At 70.1% G+C, this 18,249-nt stretch carries 12 protein-coding genes and 1 pseudogene; 6 read left to right on the plus strand and 7 right to left on the minus strand.

All coding sequences use genetic code 11. The features are described from left to right. The first annotated feature begins 6 nt into the window (after positions 1 to 6). Entirely contained in the window at positions 7 to 186 is a 180-nt protein-coding gene (locus E1269_RS00995; protein ID WP_131890061.1) for a hypothetical protein, read from the plus strand. Positions 187 to 1,968: 1,782 nt separating this feature from the next. On the opposite strand, the gene E1269_RS01000 is transcribed toward E1269_RS00995, so the two are convergent. Both E1269_RS01000 and E1269_RS01005 read right to left on the minus strand, forming a co-directional pair. Next, positions 1,969 to 2,403, minus strand: a complete 435-nt coding sequence (locus E1269_RS01000; protein ID WP_131890063.1) for a GtrA family protein — start codon at positions 2,401 to 2,403, stop codon at positions 1,969 to 1,971. Further along, the gene (locus E1269_RS01005) at positions 2,400 to 3,338 is read right to left on the minus strand and encodes a glycosyltransferase family 2 protein (RefSeq protein ID WP_131890065.1); all 939 of its coding nucleotides are present in this window, start codon (positions 3,336 to 3,338) and stop codon (positions 2,400 to 2,402) included. Before E1269_RS01005 ends, E1269_RS01000 begins: the two co-directional genes overlap by 4 nt. Positions 3,339 to 3,613: 275 nt before the next feature. Here E1269_RS01005 and E1269_RS01010 point away from each other — a divergent pair, with 275 nt between their 5' ends. Continuing rightward, entirely contained in the window at positions 3,614 to 6,229 is a 2,616-nt protein-coding gene (locus tag E1269_RS01010) for a YfhO family protein (protein WP_162606161.1), read from the plus strand. Here E1269_RS01010 and E1269_RS01015 read toward each other — a convergent pair. Continuing rightward, a pseudogene (locus E1269_RS01015) lies at positions 6,189 to 7,250 on the minus strand (epoxide hydrolase family protein); the annotation flags it as partial. The gene E1269_RS01010 and the pseudogene E1269_RS01015 sit on opposite strands and share 41 nt — an antisense overlap. Here E1269_RS01015 and E1269_RS01020 point away from each other — a divergent pair. After that, positions 7,249 to 8,340, plus strand: coding sequence for a metallophosphoesterase family protein (locus tag E1269_RS01020; protein WP_203432678.1), 1,092 nt, complete (start codon positions 7,249 to 7,251; stop codon positions 8,338 to 8,340). The pseudogene E1269_RS01015 and the gene E1269_RS01020 sit on opposite strands and share 2 nt — an antisense overlap. Positions 8,341 to 8,347: 7 nt before the next feature. On the opposite strand, the gene E1269_RS01025 is transcribed toward E1269_RS01020, so the two are convergent. After that, the gene (locus tag E1269_RS01025; protein ID WP_131890070.1) at positions 8,348 to 10,318 is read right to left on the minus strand and encodes an acetoacetate--CoA ligase; all 1,971 of its coding nucleotides are present in this window, start codon (positions 10,316 to 10,318) and stop codon (positions 8,348 to 8,350) included. Positions 10,319 to 10,371: 53 nt separating this feature from the next. Further along, positions 10,372 to 11,637, minus strand: coding sequence for a nucleotide sugar dehydrogenase (locus E1269_RS01030; RefSeq protein WP_131890071.1), 1,266 nt, complete (start codon positions 11,635 to 11,637; stop codon positions 10,372 to 10,374). Positions 11,638 to 11,987: 350 nt separating this feature from the next. On the opposite strand from E1269_RS01030, the gene E1269_RS01035 reads away from it, so the two are divergent. Next, positions 11,988 to 13,088, plus strand: coding sequence for a phosphotransferase (locus E1269_RS01035; protein WP_162606162.1), 1,101 nt, complete (start codon positions 11,988 to 11,990; stop codon positions 13,086 to 13,088). Between the two features lie 211 nt (positions 13,089 to 13,299). Here the strand turns inward: E1269_RS01035 and E1269_RS01040 are convergent, their stop codons facing one another. Both E1269_RS01040 and rfbB read right to left on the minus strand, forming a co-directional pair. Further along, positions 13,300 to 15,450, minus strand: a complete 2,151-nt coding sequence (locus tag E1269_RS01040; RefSeq protein WP_131890075.1) for an FG-GAP-like repeat-containing protein — start codon at positions 15,448 to 15,450, stop codon at positions 13,300 to 13,302. Positions 15,451 to 15,549: 99 nt separating this feature from the next. Next, the gene (gene rfbB / locus E1269_RS01045; RefSeq protein ID WP_131890077.1) at positions 15,550 to 16,524 is read right to left on the minus strand and encodes a dTDP-glucose 4,6-dehydratase; all 975 of its coding nucleotides are present in this window, start codon (positions 16,522 to 16,524) and stop codon (positions 15,550 to 15,552) included. 48 nt (positions 16,525 to 16,572) lie between these two features. Here rfbB and rfbA point away from each other — a divergent pair, with 48 nt between their 5' ends. After that, positions 16,573 to 17,445 carry a glucose-1-phosphate thymidylyltransferase RfbA gene (gene rfbA, locus E1269_RS01050; protein ID WP_131890079.1) on the plus strand — a complete coding sequence of 291 codons (873 nt, stop codon included), beginning with the start codon at positions 16,573 to 16,575 and terminating at the stop codon, positions 17,443 to 17,445. Beyond that, the gene (locus tag E1269_RS01055; RefSeq protein ID WP_239000727.1) at positions 17,442 to 18,074 is read left to right on the plus strand and encodes a dTDP-4-dehydrorhamnose 3,5-epimerase family protein; all 633 of its coding nucleotides are present in this window, start codon (positions 17,442 to 17,444) and stop codon (positions 18,072 to 18,074) included. Before rfbA ends, E1269_RS01055 begins: the two co-directional genes overlap by 4 nt. Positions 18,075 to 18,249 lie beyond the last annotated feature (175 nt).

An 18,249-nucleotide genomic window follows, 5' to 3' on the forward strand; every position in this document is an offset into this window, starting at 1 on the left:
GCGCCGATGCGCCGGGGGCGAGGTAGGACGGTCGTCGCGGCGGCGGCCCTGGCCGTGGCGTCGGCCATGACCCTGACCGGCACACCGGCATCGGCCGTCGACAACGGGGGCGCGGAGGTCGCGACCCTCACGGCGGACGGCGACCTGATGCTGGAGGGCCGCAGGCGACTACATCACCGGCGGTGACTTGATCGCAGCTACGATTACTGTGCCGCAGACGACGGCGGTCGCCGCTATTTCCGGCCGCATCCTCACGCACGGCGCACCCGCGTTCACTCAATTCACCTCGACCAACGGCGCCTGGACGGTGCGCGGGCTGGCAGTACCTGCAGGCGTTCGCCGACCCGTACGACGCTGCGGTCACCGGCTCGCCGCACCGATTGAGCACCGCGGCCGGCGGCTAGCCGGTGGGCGTTCGGGGCGGTAGCGGAGGAGCATATGGTCCCCTCGAAGATGGATTCGGCTCGCCATCGAACTGAGTTCCAGCTACGGGCCGGCCATCGCGAGGCGAGCAGCTGCGCCGGCAGGTGACCGTCATGCCGTGGCGTGATGGCGATATCGTCAGGTCGGGTGAACCTGAGAGTGGTCGATTCCGCAACGCTGGTCGTAATGCGAGCCGGCGCCGCCTGGGCGATATGTGTCCTCATCGCCGAATTCTTCGATATTCGTAAGTTCATCGCAATGAGGAGGCCATGCGAATGCACTTGATTCGGATGGCCTCCTCGGGACGTTGCTTAAGGATCCACGGTGCATGCGCTCGTGGTGAAGCCAGCCCAGGGTGCCCCTGTGACAAGGTCGGGAAGCAGGATCCAACCATTGCCGTTGGTGACACCACAAGCGTCATAACGGCCGCCCAGTGTGAGATCGCGACACGGCCACGTGGATCCGGCTTCGAGAAAGTACTTGATAGTGGAGTCGGCGCGGGCGTGGGAGAAGAAGCCGATTCGAGCTGTAGTCGTGATCCAGGTTCCGACACACTGACCAGGGGAAGCTGCCGCCGCAGCAGCTTCCTGAGCGCTCGGCGCTGAGCTGTCGCTGAACTGAGTGGTATAAACATCCTTACCGTTGAAGGTGTCCGTCATCTCGACCCGCAGTCCAGGCTGACTGCTCGATACTTGGCCCGTGAAGGACGCCTCCGTAGATGGCGTTACGATGGCCCCTGTTGTCAATGCTGATGCGGTCGCAAAGGCTGCCGTCAAAGCAAGATTTCGCCAATTATTGAATCGCATGTTCCACCAATCAGTTAGATTCGAGGCCCTTCGACCCGCTGTCCGCGCGCGGATTGGACCTCTTGGCGAATGAAACCAGATTCTTGGCTGACTGATCTCTCGGCCGAGAGCAAAGTAATGACATGCTAGACTGCAGCCGATCTTGTCGTCAATCCCTTAGCCCGAGGCGCCGGCTGGGCAGTTTACGACCCCACAGCGTCGAGGGAGCCGTCGTGGTCGCTCCATGACCAGACCTTCTCTACGATCCACGCGCGCAGCATCGCCGGCGAGCCGACCAGGACTGACCGCGACATTGTCGCTGTGCCGTTCTGACCGCCGGACCGCGCGGCGAAGACGCTGCCTGCCAACCTAGATTAGGGATTCGTGCGTGGTTCTCGCCTGCGCGATGCACACTCGAAAAGGCGCGGGAGTCCAAGGGCGATGCCCGTGACGTGTACTGCTGCTGGGCCTGCGCAATCAGAAGCTGATCGCCGAACCATGTGCGAGGACCGGGCACGTCGCTGCCGGGCGTCGCCGACATCGCCGGTGGAGCCGTGATGGGCGCGTACGCCGGCGACGACACCTCCCGGCGGATCCTCGATGGAAAGATCACTGAAATTGTGATCTGACCCAAACAGCGCGAAAACCCGGAACCCCTCCGAGCGGGACCTTCCCGGGTTCACTTCCGAGCCCACCGCGATGGACCGCCGTACTCGACACCACCCAAACGCCTATGCAACGTCCGGGGCTGGCGGAAGGGTCACTGTGGTCGCGACCGACGCTCGAACACTGTGATCATCTGGTCCTCACCTCGGCGCAGCCCCTCGCCTCTCGCTCGTCCGACGAGAAGACGCCGTGCCACGACAAAGGTGACCGGTATGGCCATGACAGCCGCGAATAGCGGGGCCACCCGTTCGCCCAACCCGACATACTCGACCAGCACGACGACGCCGACGGTCGTCACCACGAAGTTGACCACGGTGGACAGCGGGAAGAGCAGGAACCGCCGCAGCGTCGGTCTGACTCTGTAGGTGAAGAGCGTATTGAGGAAGAACGACCCGATCGTGGAGAGAACGAAGGCGACGACGTGCCCCGGCAAGTACCCGATCCACTCACGCATCGAGAGATAGAACCCGTAGTAGGTCGCCGTATTGACACCGCCTACGACGACGAATCTCAGAGCCTGACCGATCATCGCGGTAGACGCGGGGTGTCGAGGTTCGATTCCTTGACGATGAAGTGTGGTCGGCGCTTGGTCTCCAGGAAGATCCGACCGACATATTCCCCGATTATGCCGAGCACGATCATCTGGGCTCCGCCCAGGCCGATGATCGCCGCGATCAACGTCAAGTACCCGGGGGTGTCCACGCCGACCATGAGGGCATTGATGATTTGCCAGGCGAGATACACAGCCGATCCGATCACGAGCAGAATCCCGGCGTGGATCGCCGACCGTAGGGGCTTAATGTTGAACGACAGGACTCCGTCGACGCCGTAGTTCACAAGGCTCCCGAGCGACCACGACGAGCTGCCGTGCTCGCGTATTCCGCTCTTGAACGGTACGACGGTTACGGGAAACCCGATCCATGCGAACAATCCCTTGGAGAACCGGTTGTGCTCGGTCAGGCTGAGCAGGGCGTCCAGTGCACGGCGGCTGAGCAACCTGAAGTCGCCTTCTCCGTCGGCCAGGCGCACGTCGACGACGGAGTTGACCGCTCGGAAGTAGAGGCGGCTGAGATTTCGCCGAAATAGCGGATCGTTGGTTCTGTCTCGCCGCGCCACCACCTGGTCGGCGCCGGCCAGGTGTTCTTCGAGAAGCTTGGGAATCAGTTCGGGCGGGTGCTGCAAGTCTGCATCCATGATCACGACGGCGTCGCCACGAGCCGCACGCAGGCCGGCGAGCATGGCTGCCTCTTTGCCGAAGTTCCGGCTCAGCGCGATGTACTTCACGCGGGAGTCGGATTCCGCGAGCTTGCGGAGGACCGCGGGCGTGTCGTCGGTGCTGCCGTCGTCGACGAAGACGAACTCCATGTCGGTCTCTGCCATCTCCGACGTTGCGGCCAGCCGGGCATAGAGTATCGGCAACCCGTCCGCCTCGCCGTAGCACGGCACGACGATCGAGGTGATCATGCGGTTCCCCCCTGCTATCTGATCAGTGCCGATCGACCCACACAGCACGTCCTGCGGTCGTCATTGAATTGTTGTCCTACCCATAGGCGGCAGCCATGGGTATAGAAGCTCGGATCTCGGACTCCGCGGTGGCGATGGCAACGGCGTCATTGTGGCACGGAACGAGTGCAATATCCCTCCCTGCAAGGGCACCATTTAATGCCGTGCTACGGTCAGCGCTATTGTGCGGCCCGGGTCGGGACGCTTTCGCGAGCCGATGGATCGGTGCAACTACTGTGTATACGCACGAGGCGCCTGCGAGGTTGCATTGCGGCGCGGAGGTCTACGGACCACCGCCGCGCCGGACGGCCCTGCTGTCCGCCGTCACGGCCGCGGTGCTGGCGGCCGGCGCGTTCATGGCGAGCGGTGCCATCCGCGGGACGTTCCCGTTCGGCGACGCGTCGCGCAACATCAACGACCTCGGCCAGCAGCTGATCCCCATGCACGCGCACCTGCGCGACGTCCTGACCGGCGACGCGGCTGGCGACATCACCTTCAACTGGTCCAGCGGGTTCGGCGTCCCGTTCCTCGGCGACTACATGTCCTATCTCGGCAGCACCCTGTCCTGGCTGGTGCTGCTGTTCCCGCGTGACGGCATGGACCTTGCGCTGTTCGTCATCGCGGTCGTGGCGCTGGCGCTGGCGGCGGCCGCTATGACGGCCTACCTGCGGCTGGTCCGGCCCGCCGGGCCGGCCTGGCTCGCTGTCGCCGCCGGGGTTTCCTACGCGCTGTGCGGCTGGGCGCTCGACGACGGCGCCTACATGACCGTCTGGCTGCACGGGCTGGTGGCGTTCCCGGTGCTGTGCCTGCTGTGCGAGTGGATCCTGCAGCGGCGGTCGTGGCTGCCGGTGTGCGTGGCGCCGTTCGTGGTGGCGCTGCTGTGGACGTCGCAGTTCTACACCGTCTACATGGCCACCATGGGCACGGCGATCGTCGTGCTGGTGCGGGTGCTGTCGTGGGAGTCGTCCGTGTCGTGGCGGACGCGGCTCGGCGGAGTGCTGCGCTGCGCGCTCGCCGTCTCCGCCGGCATCGGCCTGGCGGCGCCGCTGCTGGTGCCGACGTTCTGGGCGGTGCGGTACTCGCGGCCCAGCCCGGAAGGCGAGTTCCACGCGATGGACTGGCTCGACTTCCTGTCGCGCCTGCTGGCCGGCAGCGAGGGGGTCGGCTCCAGTCCCGGGCTCGCGGTCGGAACGGTGCTGCTGCTCCTGGCCGTGAGCCTGCCGTTCAACCCGGCGGTGCCGTGGCGCGAGCGGCTGATGTGGACGGTCGTGATCGGGCTGACGGTGCTGAGCATGCAGATCGCGCTGACGCACGCCGTGTGGCACGGGTTCGACACCCCCAACGGCAGCCCGTTCCGGCAGGCGTTCGTCGTCGCCGGGCTGCTGGTGATCGCCGGCTGGATCTCCGGCTCGGCCGGGCTGCGCGGCGTCGTGCCGGTGGTGGCGCCGCTGGTGCTGGTCGGCGGCCTCTACCTCGCCGTACGGTCCGGCTCGTTCGTCACGCCGACCACCCGCGTCGCCGTCCCGGTGGTCGCCGCGATCGCGCTGATCGCCTGGCTGGTCGCGGGGCGCGGCCGATCCCGCCCGCCGTCGTGGGTCGCCGCGATGGCAGCAGGCGTGGTCGGCGCCGCCGTCGTCGTCGAGGCGACCGCCGGTGCGGTGGCGATCGACCAGGCGCGGGCGGAGTTCCTGTCGGCCCGCCCGGTCTGGGGCGAGACGAACGACCAGGTCCGCGCGCTCGTGCAAGCGGCGGACGCCTGGCCGGCGACGCGGGTGTCGCCGGGTGCGCACGTCACACAGAACGACCCCATGCTGCTGGGCGGGCAGGGGTCGCAGTACTACTCGAGCACCATCCCCGACGACGTCTCCGTGGCGCTGGCCGGGCTGGGCTTCGGGTACAGCGGCTACGTGCGGGCCAACACCGACCCCGCCAACCCGGTGGTCGACGCCATCTTCGCCATCGGCGCCCGGGTGGTGGCCGACGAGGCAGGATCGCTCCGGCTGGCGGAGAACCCCGAGGTGGCGCCGCTGGTCACCGTCCGCCCAGCCGACACCTGGGCGTCGCCCGACCCAGCGCCGTTCGGAAACCAGGAGACCGCGCTCGGCGCCGACGTGTACACGGTGCCGCAGGTGCGGCTGATGCCCGACCCGGCGTTGTCGGTGACCGGAGGACGGCGCCACTTCCTGCTGGAGCCCGCGGCCGGCGCGGCCCTGCCGCAGGAGGTGCGGGTTACGGCGTCTTGCCCGGCCGGCTCCGAGGTGTACCTCGCTGCGCCGGCGTTCGTCGGCGAGGTGCTCGATGACGCCACCGGCTGGCGGGCCGTCCTCTGGCAGTCGAGCCGGTTGCCGGGCGTATACACCGGCGCGCCCGTGCTGCGGGCCGGCGCCGCGGGTGCTGACGGCGCCGTCGAGGTGACGCTGCGGGTCTACGGCCCGGCCCGGCTGCCGGCCAACCCTCTCGGCTGCCTCGACCGGGCGGCGCTGTCGGCCGCCGTTGCGTCGCTGCGGGCCGGCGCGCCGTCGTCGGTGGACGTCAGCGGGCACGGGATCACGGCCACGCTGCCACCGTCCTCGCCTGCGTCGACCGTGGTGTTCGGTGTGGTGCGCACGCCGGGCTGGCACTGCTCGACCGGCGGCGACGACGCTACGCCTGAGACGGTCGGCGGCCTGATCGCGGTGCCCGTCGAGGCCGGCGACACCGACGTGGCATGCTCGTACCGGCCGCGTGGCCTGCGCATGGGCCTCGCCGTCGGCGCCGCCTCCCTCGCCGTCGTCGCCGCCGTGGGCGTCGCCGCCGGTGTCCGCCGTCGCCTCAGCGGACGAGGCGGAAGAACGCGCGGACCTCGTCGATGAACAGGTCCGGCTGTTCGAGGGCGGCGAAGTGGCCGCCGCGGGGCGGCTCGTTCCAGTACCGGATGTCGGTGAAGCGGCGCTGCGCCCATCGCCGCGACGGGCGCTGCAGCTCCTTCGGGAACACCGAGCAGCCGGCCGGGACGTCCACCGTCTGGCCCGCGGAGCCGGAGATCCACTCGTTGACCTGCCGGATGCTCTCCCAGTACAGCCGGGCGGCGGAGGCACCGGTGGCGGGCAGCCAGTAGAGCATGAGGTTGTCGAGGAGCTCGTCGCGGGTGACCGCCGCGTCGAGGGAGCCGTCGTGGTCGGTCCACGACCAGAACTTCTCCACGATCCACGCGCACAGCATCGCCGGCGAGTCGACCAGGCCGTAGCCGACGGTCTGCGGGCGGGTGGACTGCTGCCCGGAGTAGCCCGAGCCCCACTCGTCAGCATCGCGCAGGCTGTTCAGGGCCGACCGCTCGGCGTCGGTGAGGGAGTCGAACGTGGCGGGGTCGGGCGGGGCGAGCGGCGGCATCAGGTGGATGCCGACGACGCGGTCCGGCTCGCGCTGTCCGAGCAGCGTCGTGACCGTGGTGCCCCAGTCGCTGCCCTGGGCGCCGTAGCGGTCATAGCCGAGCCGGTCCATCAGCGCCGCCCAGGCACCGGCGATGCGCTCGACGCCCCAGCCGGTGCGGGCCGGCCGGTCGCTGAACCCGTAGCCGGGCAGCGACGGCACGACGACGTGGAAGGCGTCCGCGGCGTCACCGCCGTGTGCGGTCGGGTCGGTGAGCGGACCGACGACTTTGCGGAACTCCAGCACCGAGCCGGGCCAGCCGTGCGTCATGACCAGCGGAAGCGCGTCGTCGTGCCGCGACCGCACGTGCAGCAGGTGGATGCCCAGACCGTCGATCTCGGTGCGGAACTGCGGCGCGCTGTTCAGCCAGGCCTCGGTGGGCCGCCAGTCGTACTCCGTCGCCCAGTAGTCGCACAGCTCGCGCAGGTAGGGCAGCGGCACGCCCTGCGACCAGTCGTCGACGGTGGCCGGCGCGACGCCCGCCGCGGCCGACGACGATGACGACCGTCCGCTGCGGTTCCGTGTCGACGGGAGCTTCAAGATCGTCCAGTTCAACGACACCCAGGACGACGAGCGCATCGACCGGCGCACGATCGAGCTGATGGAGAAGGTCCTCGACGCCGAGCGGCCCGACCTGGTGATCCACAACGGCGACAACATCACCGGCGGCTGCGCGAACGCCGAGGAGATGAAGCAGGCGATGAACAACATCGTCCAGCCGATCGAGGAGCGCGAGATCCCGTGGGCCATCACCTACGGCAACCACGACGAGGACTCTACCCCGGACAGCGGGATGGACGAGGAGGACATGCTCGCCTTCTACCGGTCCTACGGCTACAACCTGAACCAGCCGAGCCCGCGCGGCGTCACCGGCAGCGGTAATATGAACCTGCTGATCAGCGATTCGCGCGGCCAGCGGCCGGTGTTCAACCTGTTCCTGCTCGACAGCGGCCGCTACGCGCCGGAGACGATCGCCGGGCAGGACTTCGCCGGGTACCCCACCTGGGACTGGCTGCGCATGAACCAGGTGCACTGGTACACCGAGACCTCCGAGCACGTCGAACGGCGCGCCGGCCGGCCCGTTCCGGCGCTGATGTTCATCCACATCCCGCTCTGGGAGTACCGGTTCATGTGGTTCGCGAGCGTGGACGGCCGCACCGACGCGGACCACGAGCGCGCCGTGACCAGGCACGGCATCGTCGGGGAGCGCAACGAGGACGAGTGCCCGGGACCGTTCAACAGCGGTATGTTCTCCGCGATCCTGGACCGCGGCGACGTCAAGGGCGTCTTCTGCGGTCACGACCACGTGAACACCTATGTCGGCAACTACTACGGCGTGTTGCTGGGCTACGCGGGCAACACCGGCTTCGGCACCTACGGCCTCAGCGGCGCGGAGCGCAACCGGCTGCGCGGTGCGCGGGTGTTCAACCTGACCGAGAAGGACGACGGCGACGTCGACATCGAGACCCACATGGTGTTCGCCGGCGACCTCGGCATCGACCTGACCGCGGACGACCAGAGCATCGACCCGCTCCCGCTGCCCAGCGGGACGTGACGCGTCCTCACCGAGACGGCGCCGCAAGGGCGACGAACGGGTCGAGCGCGGCCGGGTTGCGCAGTGCCTCGCGGCTGACGGCGCGCTCCGGCGCGACTCCCGCCAGGATCTTCTTCACCGGCACCTCGCACTTCTTGCCGGTGAGCGTGCGCGGGACGTCGTCGACGACGACGAAGCGGTCGGGCACGTGCCGGGGCGACAGCTCGGCGCGCAGCGCGGCGCGCAGCTCCGGCTCGACGTCGGTGAGGGCGGCGCCGTCGGCCAGCACGACGAAGCACAGCAGCTCGCCGCCGTCGCCTGGGCTCGAGCCGCCGGAGGTGTCGATGACCAGCGAGTCCACGACGGCGGAATGGGCCTCGACGACGCGGTAGAACTCCGCCGTCCCCATGCGCACGCCGCCGCGGTTGAGGGTGGAGTCGCTGCGGCCGTGGATGACGGCTGAGCCGCGGGAGGTGACGGTGATCCAGTCGCCGTGCCGCCACACGCCGGGGAAGTCCTCGAAGTACGCCGCCCGCAGCCGGGACCCGTCGGGGTCGTTCCAGAACGCGACCGGCATCGACGGCATCGGCCGGGTCAGCACGAGCTCGCCGACCCGGTCCACGACCGGCGCACCGGACTCGTCGTAGGCCGCCACCGCCGCGCCGAGCGCCGGCCGGGACAGCTCGCCCAACCAGACCGGGACGTCCGGGGCCGGCCCGACGAACCCGGTGCACAGGTCTGTGCCGCCGGAGAAGCTCGCGACCTGCACCGACGGCGGGAGGTTGCGGCCGAGCCAGCGGAACCCGTCGACCGACAGCGGCGCACCGGTGGAGCCCACGACGCGCAGCGACCCCAGCGACGACGGGTCCAGCTCCAGCCCGTCCTTGAGGCAGGCCTGCACGAACGGCGCGGACGTGCCGAACACCGCCAGCCGCTCCTGCGCGGCCAGCTCCCAGAGCGACCCCAGCGACGGGTGCGCCGGGCTGCCGTCGTACAGGACGACCGTCGAGCCGGTGAGCAGCCCGCCGACGAGGAAGTTCCACATCATCCAGCCGGTCGTGGTGAACCAGAACAACCGGTCGCCGGGGCCGGCGTCGAAGTGCAGCGCCAGCGCCTTCAGGTGCTCGAGCACGATGCCGCCGTGCCCGTGCACGATGCCCTTCGGCAGGCCGGTGGTGCCGGAGGAGTAGAGCACCCACAGCGGGTGGTCGAACGCCACCGGCTCGAACGCGAGCGGGGCGCCGTCGTGCTCGGCCAGCAGGGTGTCCAAGCCGACGGCGTCGGGAAGGCCGGCGCCGGTGAAGGGAATGCCGACGGTGGCCCGCAGCGTCGGCAGCTGCTCGCGCAGGGCCGCGACGTTGGGCCGCACGTCGATGGTGCGGCCGTTGTAGACGTACCCGTCGCAGGCGACCAGCACGGTCGGCTCCACCTGGGCGAAGCGATCCACGGCGGCGCGGACGCCGAAGTCGGGGGAGCACGACGACCAGACCGCGCCCAGGCTCGCCGCGGCGAGGAAGGCGACCAGCGTCTGCGGCGCGTTGGGCACCAGCGCGACCACCCGGTCGCCGCGGCCGACGCCCAGCGACGCCAGCCCGGCCCGGACCGCGGCAACCTGGCGGCGTAGCTCGCCGTAGGACAGCTCCTGGCGCAGCCCGTCCTCGCGGCGGAACACCACGGCGACGTCGTCATCGGCCCTGCCCTCGCCGGGACGCAGCGCGTGCTCGGCGTAGTTGAGCGTGCCGCCGGGGAACCAGCGTGCGCCGGGCATGACAGCGTCGGGCAAGGTGTCGGCGGGCCGGTCGTGGAAGGCGACGCCGAAGAACCCGGCAACGGCGCCCCAGAACGCGGCCGGCCGCTCGACCGACCAGCGCCACAGCTCGTCGTAGTCGGCGGTGTCGGCCAGCCCGTGCTCGCGCAGCCACGAGCGGAACGCGGCGACCCGGCTGGCGGCCACCCGGCCGGGGTCCGGTCGCCACACGACTTCGGCGTCGTCGGTCATGCCGCACAACCTAACGCGGGCGCTCAGCCGCCGCGACGGCACCGCCGATCAGGTCACATGTGCTCGACGGTGTCACCCGCCGGCGTGATGCCGCGGGTGTCGAAGACGCGCTTGGCCGTCTTGGCGATCAGCGTGCCGTCGTACTCGCTGTGCGGCTGCAGGACGACGGTGAGGTCGGCGCTGGCCAGCGAGGCGTCGAGGTCGGGCACGGACTCCAGGGTGGCGCCGTCGACCCTCCACGTCGGCACCTTGGGGTCGTGGAACACGACGTTCGCGCCGAGCGACGCCAGCCGCTTGGCCAGCGGGACCGCTGGCGACTCGCGCTGGTCGGCGATGTCGGGCTTGTAGGTGACGCCGAGCAGCAGGATGGTCGAGCCGTTCACGGCCTTGCCGTCGGTGTTCAGGATGTTCTGGATGCGCTGGACCACGTACGCCGGCATCGTGGCGTTGATCTCCTGCGCCAGCTCGACGAAGCGGAACGGGTAGCCCAACCGCACGCGGACGTTGTGGCTCAGGTAGTTCGGGTCGATCGGGATGCAGTGCCCGCCGACACCCGGGCCGGGGTAGAACGCCTGGAAGCCGAACGGCTTGGTCTTGGCCAGGCGGATGACGTCCCACAGGTCGATGCCGAGCTCGTGGCAGAACCGCGCCATCTCGTTGACCAGCGCGATGTTGACGTGCCGGTACGTGTTCTCCAGCAGCTTCGCGGTCTCGGCCTCGCGGGTGCCCTTGGCCTCGACGACGATGTCGACGAAGCGGCGGTAGAACGTGGCGGCCCGCTCGGTGCAGGCCGGGGTCTGGCCGCCGACCACCTTGGGGGTGTTGCGCATGCCGAACTTCGGGTTGCCAGGGTCGATGCGCTCGGGGGAGAAGGCGAGGTGGAAGTCGCGCCCGGCGGTGAGCCCGGACGCCTCCTCCAGCATCGGCCGCACCACCTCGTCGGTGGTGCCGGGGTAGGTGGTGGACTCCAGGATCACCAGCGTGCCCGCGCGCACGTGCCGCGCGACCGTCGCCACGGCCGCCTTCACCGCGGTCAGGTCGGGGCCGCCGTCGTCGGACAGCGGCGTCGGGACGCAGATGACGATGGTGTCCGCGCCGTCGAGGTCGGTCTCGTCGGTCGTGGCCCGGAACCCGGCGCCCAGCATGGTGTCGATGTCGGCGTCGGAGAGATCGTCGACGTGCGAGCGGCCGGCGTTGAGGCCGTCGACCACCGCGGTGCTGACGTCGAAGCCCAGCACCCCCAGCCCTGACCGGCTGGCCTCCTGGGCCAGCGGCAGACCTACATATCCCAGCCCAACCACCGCGACATCTGTCGACACTGCTTCGTCCCGTCCCGTTGATTATGTTGTCGCCTGGGGCGGTCGCCTCTGCGCGACCCGCCGCGTCGGTGCGGAAGCCGCGCCCACGACTCCGATGACAGCACCTGGCCGCACGATGTTACAGCAGGTGGCGCCTGGCCGTGAGTCGCCACCCTGCCGGGGCGGTGTGCAGCCGTTCGCGTGCCTGCCCCGGTTCGGCTCGTCGCGACGATGATGAGAAGACTCTCATCGAGATCGGGTCTCAATACCGGTGAACGGTGCGGGAACGCTGGTTAACATGCCGAATGCCGCTCGCCGCCGCCTCCGCCGGGTCCTCCGGAGCCGTACGGTCCGTTGGGGTCGGTGCGCCCATGTCCGACGCGGTGCGATCGCTGGCGTGGACGACCCTGATCGAGCGGGCCAGCGACGCCTTGCCCCGTCCCCGCGGGGTGGCCCGGTATCGCCGTCGCGACTTCCTGCACGACAACCGCGTCGCCGTCGCCGCGTCCCTGGACGTCAACGCGGCCTTCCCCGGGAGCGGCCTGTTCGTCGATCCGGTGACCGGCGCGTCCCTGCTGGTGACGGCCGGTGTGCGGCCTCAGGCGCGCTCGGGCGCCGCCGCCGACGTCGTCGTGGCCGGTGCGATGCGCACCGTCGAGCAGCTGCGGTTCCGGTCGTTCTACCTGGCCGATGGGCGGTCGCGGTCGCTCGTCGTCCACCAGCGCTCCGCGCCGGCTGTTGCCACCCCGCTGGTGGCCGGCGCGCGGCTGCAGTCGACTCTGTTCGACACGACCCCGTTCGTGGTGCCGCGCGTTCTCGAGACCGGCTACGCCGACCGGGTGAGCGCGGACTGGGTCGTGGAGGAGACGCTCGACGGTGCCCCGGTCGCGGCCGCGGACGCCGAGGCCACCGTCGGCGCGATGATCGGGCTGCTCGCCCAGTGGTGGGAGAGCCTCGGCACCGAGCAGGCACCCCTCGGTGCCGCCCAGCGCACCCGCGCGCTCACCGCCTTCGCCGACCTCACCGACGACCCGCCGGACGGCGTCTGGGCCGCCGATCTCGACCGCGAGCTCACCTCCCGGCGGGTCCGCGAGCTGCTGACCGACGAACGGCCGCTGACCATCGGGCTCAGCCACGGCGACCCCGGCATCGGCAACGTCCTGCGCCTCCGCGACGGCCGTCTCGCCCTGGTCGACTGGGAGGACGCCGGCCACCGCCCCGTGGCACACGACGTCGTCAAGGCGCTGATGTCCGCGCCGGACCCCGTCGCCCTGGCCGCCGCCCTCGAGGAGCCGGCGCTCGTCGCGGGCGGCGCCATGCCGTGGCGGTCACAGGTCGCGGTCGCCCTGCTGCTGTTCATGAGCGGCTGGCGCAACCGCTACTTCCGCGCCGTCAAGCGCAAGAGCATCGTCGCCGGAACCCGGCGCCTCCGGACCCAGCTGCACGTCGTCGCCACCCTCCTCGACCCCTGACACAACGCGGATGGGTCGCAGGGTTCCCGAGCAGCACGAGGATCGTGTGTGCTCCACCATGCTTACAGGCCTGGTGAGGCGCGAGAACTCCTGGTGATGTCGCGGATCGTCGATGATCACGGGGGCCCGCGGCCGGACAGTGAGCAGCGAGGGGGACCGGCGGAACCGCCCGCGACCCGACTCCGGCCCCCCGAACGCCTCTGCGGCGGCCTCAGAGGGAGGTGGCGTAGCGGGAACAGCGCACCGCGAAGCTGTCGCCGGTGCTGAGGTGGTGGCGCCACATGAGGTCGCTGTTGTTGCCGCAGCGGCCGAGGTAGCTGATGTCGTCGTTGCCGTCTGCGTCGACGTCGCCCACGCGCAGGCCGAAGTGGGCGGTCGTGCCGTCGGGTGCGGGCCAGGCCTCGTCGCCGAAGGAGCGGACCGTGAGGCCGCTCGGGCCGCCGAGGTGGACGCGGAAGCAGGGCGTCGCGTCGTTGCCGCAGACGCCACGATAGGCGACGTCGTCGGTGCCGTCGCCGTCGTAGTCGCCGATGGCCAGGCCGAACCGGGCGGAGTCGGCGCTCCAGGCGGTGTCGTCACCGGCCGAGCGGGCCTCGAAGGACTCGCCGTCGCTGGCCAGCAGCCGCCAACAGGTGTTGTCGTTGGAGCAGGAGCCGCGGGCGAGGAGGTCGTCGCGGCCGTCGCCGTCGAAGTCGCCGACGTGGTAGCCGAACGAGGTCGTCTCCGGCGTCATCGTGCCCAGGATCGCCCAGTCGCGCGGCTCGGCGAGCCCGTCTCCGGTCGAGCGGCTGACCAGCCAGCGTGGCGTGCCGTCGGTGTGCAGGCCGACGAAGGCGAGGTCGTCGCGGCCGTCGCCGTCAAAGTCGCCGACGTGGACGCCGAACCGCGCGGCCACTGGGCTCGCCGCGTCGTCGTCGGCTCCCCCGAGGCGGGCCTGCCACTCCTCGATGCGCACGCCGGAGCCGGTGTCGAGGTTGACGCGCCAGTAGGGGTCTTCGCCCTCCTCGCGGACCAGGTGGGCGAAGTCCTCGTCGCCGTCGCCGTCGAAGTCGCCGCGGTGGACGCCGGCGAACGGGTCCTCCCACGCCGGCGCCGCTCCGCAGGCCGAGGTACGGACGGGGCCCAGGTGTGCGGTGAGTGAGACCTGGCCGTTGCCCTGGACGCAGAACGCCGGGCCGTACGCCGTCGAGACGCTGATCGAGCCGCCGTCGACGAACGCGTTGCCGCCGATGAACACGTCCTGCTCCGGGATGCCCTGCGCGCCGGGAATCGAGGCGTCTCGCCAGTACGTCACGCCGCAGTAGTGCCGGCAGTCGGTGGAGCCGCCCATGTCGATCGCGTTGTCGCGGATGGAGACCCGCTGGAACACCTCCGGCATGACCTCGCTGGCGTAAACGTAGGCGTAGATGCCCGACGAGCGCAGGTTGTTGCCGGCCACCACGGTGTCGTGCTGGTTGCGCAGCTTCATCGTGCCGCCCAGTGGCGTGGCGTCCCACCCGTCGGCGTAGTTGCCCACGACGGCCAGCCGCCGGCTGCCCCAGGCGTACAGCCCGTGGTCCTGGCAGAACAGGCAGCCCTTCGGCGCCCCGATGCCCGGCGTGCGCCGCCACACGTTGCCGTCGATCACCACCTCGTCGTTGCCGATCCCGGTGTCCAGGTCGTGGCCCCACACGTTGACCGCGGTGCGGAAGTAGCCGTTCGGAACGTCGGCCTCGAGGTTCGGAGTGGTGCCGAAGAACGAGTCCTTGACGACGGTGAGGCGGGTCATGTCCGCGACGACGCCGCGCCCCGGGTTCTGCGGGCCGCGCAGGAACTGGCAGCCGTCGATGGTGACGCCGCTGGTGCGGCGCAGCGTGACGTAGGGGACGCCCCAGTCGCGGGAGGGCCGGCCGTTGCGGAACACGCAGTCGCGCAGCGTGACGTCGACGATCGAGGAGTACTTGTCGTCGCCCTCCAGCGCGATGCGGAGGTTGTCGAAGGTCAGCCCGCCGATGGTGACGTCGCGCAGCGGGCGGTCGGCGTCGGCCGCGATGGTGAGTCCGCCCGGCTCGGCGCTGCGCAGCACGACCGGCCCGCCCGGCGTCGCGACGTAGTCGACCCGCGACGCGAGCCGGATGGGCCGGTCCAGCTCGTAGATGCCCGGCGGGAACGTGACGGTCTGGCCGGGCCTGGCGGCGTCGATGGCGGCCTGGATGGCGTCGGTGTCGGAGCGGCCGTCACCGCGGTGGTCGCCGACGTCGACGACCTTGGGCTCCGGCCGGCGCTGGTCCTTGGCCTCGGGGCGCGATGGCTCGTTCGTCCAGCCGATGAGGAACGCCGCTGCCAACACCGTCGCCAGGACCATCAGCACGGCGCGTCTCACCGTCAGCACTTCCTCCCGCCACACAGGGTGCAAAGTGGGAGAAAGTATGCCCACGCGGCCGGATTTTCAACCCTCCGTGGCCCGCGTGTCGGCCGATCTTCAGCGGTTCTTGAGCGGCTCCCACCACGTGCGACCGTCGCGGTACCAGGCGACCGTCGCGACCAGGCCGTCCTCGAACGCCTGCCGGGGAACGTACCCCAGCTCGGTGCGGATCTTGGTGTCGTCGACAGAGTAGCGCCGGTCGTGGGCGAGGCGGTCCTCGACGTGGTCGACGCGGTCCCAGCCGGCGCCGCAGGCCTCCAGCAGCAGCCCGGTGAGCTCGCGGTTGGTCAGCTCGCGACCGCCGCCGATGTTGTAGACCTGGCCGGCCCGGCCGGCCGATCGCACCAGCTCGATGCCCTGGCAGTGGTCGTCGACGTGCAGCCAGTCGCGCACATTGAGCCCGTCGCCGTAGAGCGGGACGTTGAGCCCGTCGAGCAGGTTGGTGACGAACAGCGGGATGACTTTCTCGGGGTATTGGTACGGCCCGTAGTTGTTGGAGCACCGGGTGACCGACACCGGCACGCCGTGGGTTCGGTGGTAGGCGAGGGCGACGAGGTCGCTGCCGGCCTTGCTGGCGCTGTACGGCGAGTTGGGCTCGAGCAGGTGGTCCTCGGTCCACGAGCCGGACTCGATGGAGCCGTACACCTCGTCGGTGGAGACGTGCACGAACCGCTCGACGCCGTGCCGGCGGGCCGCGTCGAGCAGCGTCTGCGTGCCCACGACGTTGGTCTGGACGAACGCGGCGGCGCCCTGGATGGACCGGTCGACGTGGCTCTCGGCGGCGAAGTGGACCACCTGATCGCACGAGGCCAGCAGCTCGTCGACGACGGCGGAGTCGAGGATGTCGCCCTTGACGAACGAGAAGCGCGGGTGGTTTGCGACCGGGTCGAGGTTGGCCGGGTTGCCGGCGTAGGTGAGCTTGTCCAGGACGACGATCTCGGCGTCGACAAGGCCGGGGTAGGCGCCGGACAGTGCCCGGCGGACGTAGTTCGAGCCGATGAAGCCGGCCCCGCCAGTGATCAACAGCCGCATCTCGTCCCCTCCGGAGGCTGTTACGTGTGCGGGCTATCGTAAGCGCCCATGCGAGGAATCATCTTGGCGGGCGGCTCGGGCACCCGGCTCCATCCGCTGACGGTCGCGGTCAGCAAGCAGATGTTGCCGGTCTACGACAAGCCAATGATCTACTACCCGCTGACGACGTTGATGCTGGCCGGCATCCGCGACATCCTCGTCATCACCACCCCGCGCGACGCCGAGCAGTTCACCACGCTGCTGGGCGACGGCTCCGACCTGGGCATCTCCATCTCCTACGCCCAGCAGCCCAGCCCCGACGGCCTGGCCCAGGCGTTCATCATCGGCGCGGACTTCGTCGGCTCGGACTCGGTCGCCCTGGTGCTGGGCGACAACGTCTTCTACGGCGCGGGCCTGGGGACCCAGCTGCGCAAGTACGCCGAGATCGACGGGGGGCTCGTCTTCGCCCACCACGTCGCGGACCCCTCCGCGTACGGCGTCGTCGAGTTCGACGACGCCGGCCGGGCCATCAGCCTGGAGGAGAAGCCGGCCACGCCGCGGAGCAACTACGCCGTCCCGGGCCTGTACTTCTACGACAGCGACGTCGTCGCGATCGCCCGCGGCCTGCGTCCGTCACCGCGCGGCGAGCTGGAGATCACCGACGTCAACCGCACATACCTGGACCGGGGGAAGCTCAGCGTCGAGGTGCTGCCGCGCGGCACCGCATGGCTCGACACCGGCACGTTCGACAACCTCATGGCCGCCGGTGAGTACGTCCGGGTCATCGAGGCCCGGCAGGGCCAGAAGATCGGCTGCCCGGAGGAGGTGGCCTGGCGCATGGGCTTCATCGACGACGACCACCTGCGGATCCGTGCTGAGAAGCTGGCCAAGTCCGGCTACGGCGCTTACCTGCTCGACCTGCTCGACGGCGACGACGCGTGAGCGGGGCGGACATCGAGTCCCTCGGCGGTATCGAGGGGGCGTGGCAGGTCACGCCGCGGCAGTTCGGCGACGACCGAGGCGTGTTCCTCGAGTCCTTCCGCGGCGACCTGCTCGCGGCCCACGTGGGGCATCGGCTCGACGTCGTGCAGACCAACCTGTCGGTGTCGGCCGCCGGGGTGCTGCGCGGCCTGCACTACGCCGACATCCCGCCCAGCCAGGCCAAGTACGTCACGTGCGTGTCCGGCGCCGTGCTCGACGTGGTGGTCGACATCAGGGTCGGGTCGCCGACGTTCGGCCGGACCGCGTCGGTGCTGCTGGACGACGTCACGCGCCGGGCCGTCTACGTGGCCGAGGGCCTCGGGCACGCGTTCATGTCGCTGGCCGACGGGTCGGTCGTCATGTACCTGTGCTCGGCGCCGTACGCACCCGGTCGCGAGCACGGCGTCGACCCGCTGGACCCGGAGCTGGGCATCGAGTGGCCCTCCGCCGATCGTGCGGGACGCCCGATCTCGCCGATCCTGTCCGACAAGGACCGCGCCGCGCCAACCCTCGCCGAAGCCCGCGCCTCCGGCCTGCTGCCCGACTACCGGTCCGCCCTGGAGTTCTACCGCTCCCTGTCCTCGGAATGATCACGTTCAGCACGAGATCGCGTGTCGCACCATGCTCGCAATCATGGTGAGGCTCGGGGGATCCTGCTGAACGTGATCATTCCGGGGTCACGGTGTGCGACTGCTGCGGCTGACCTGGCGGCGGGGGGACGCCACGCGCCGTCGAACCCGCTGCGACGGCGACCCGCTGCCACGC

The sequence above is a fragment of the Jiangella asiatica genome (assembly GCF_004349065.1).
Classification (GTDB): Bacteria; Actinomycetota; Actinomycetes; order Jiangellales; family Jiangellaceae; genus Jiangella; species Jiangella asiatica.

What these genes read in the sequence shown, in the direction of transcription:
- E1269_RS00995 (WP_131890061.1), top strand. Translation starts at nt 7, where the DNA reads ATGCGCCGGGGGCGAGGTAGGACGGTCGTCGCGGCGGCGGCCCTGGCC.
- E1269_RS01000 (WP_131890063.1), bottom strand. Translation starts at nt 2,403, where the DNA reads ATGATCGGTCAGGCTCTGAGATTCGTCGTCGTAGGCGGTGTCAATACG.
- E1269_RS01005 (WP_131890065.1), bottom strand. Translation starts at nt 3,338, where the DNA reads ATGATCACCTCGATCGTCGTGCCGTGCTACGGCGAGGCGGACGGGTTG.
- E1269_RS01025 (WP_131890070.1), bottom strand. Translation starts at nt 10,318, where the DNA reads ATGACCGACGACGCCGAAGTCGTGTGGCGACCGGACCCCGGCCGGGTG.
- E1269_RS01035 (WP_162606162.1), top strand. Translation starts at nt 11,988, where the DNA reads ATGTCCGACGCGGTGCGATCGCTGGCGTGGACGACCCTGATCGAGCGG.
- rfbB (WP_131890077.1), bottom strand. Translation starts at nt 16,524, where the DNA reads ATGCGGCTGTTGATCACTGGCGGGGCCGGCTTCATCGGCTCGAACTAC.
- rfbA (WP_131890079.1), top strand. Translation starts at nt 16,573, where the DNA reads ATGCGAGGAATCATCTTGGCGGGCGGCTCGGGCACCCGGCTCCATCCG.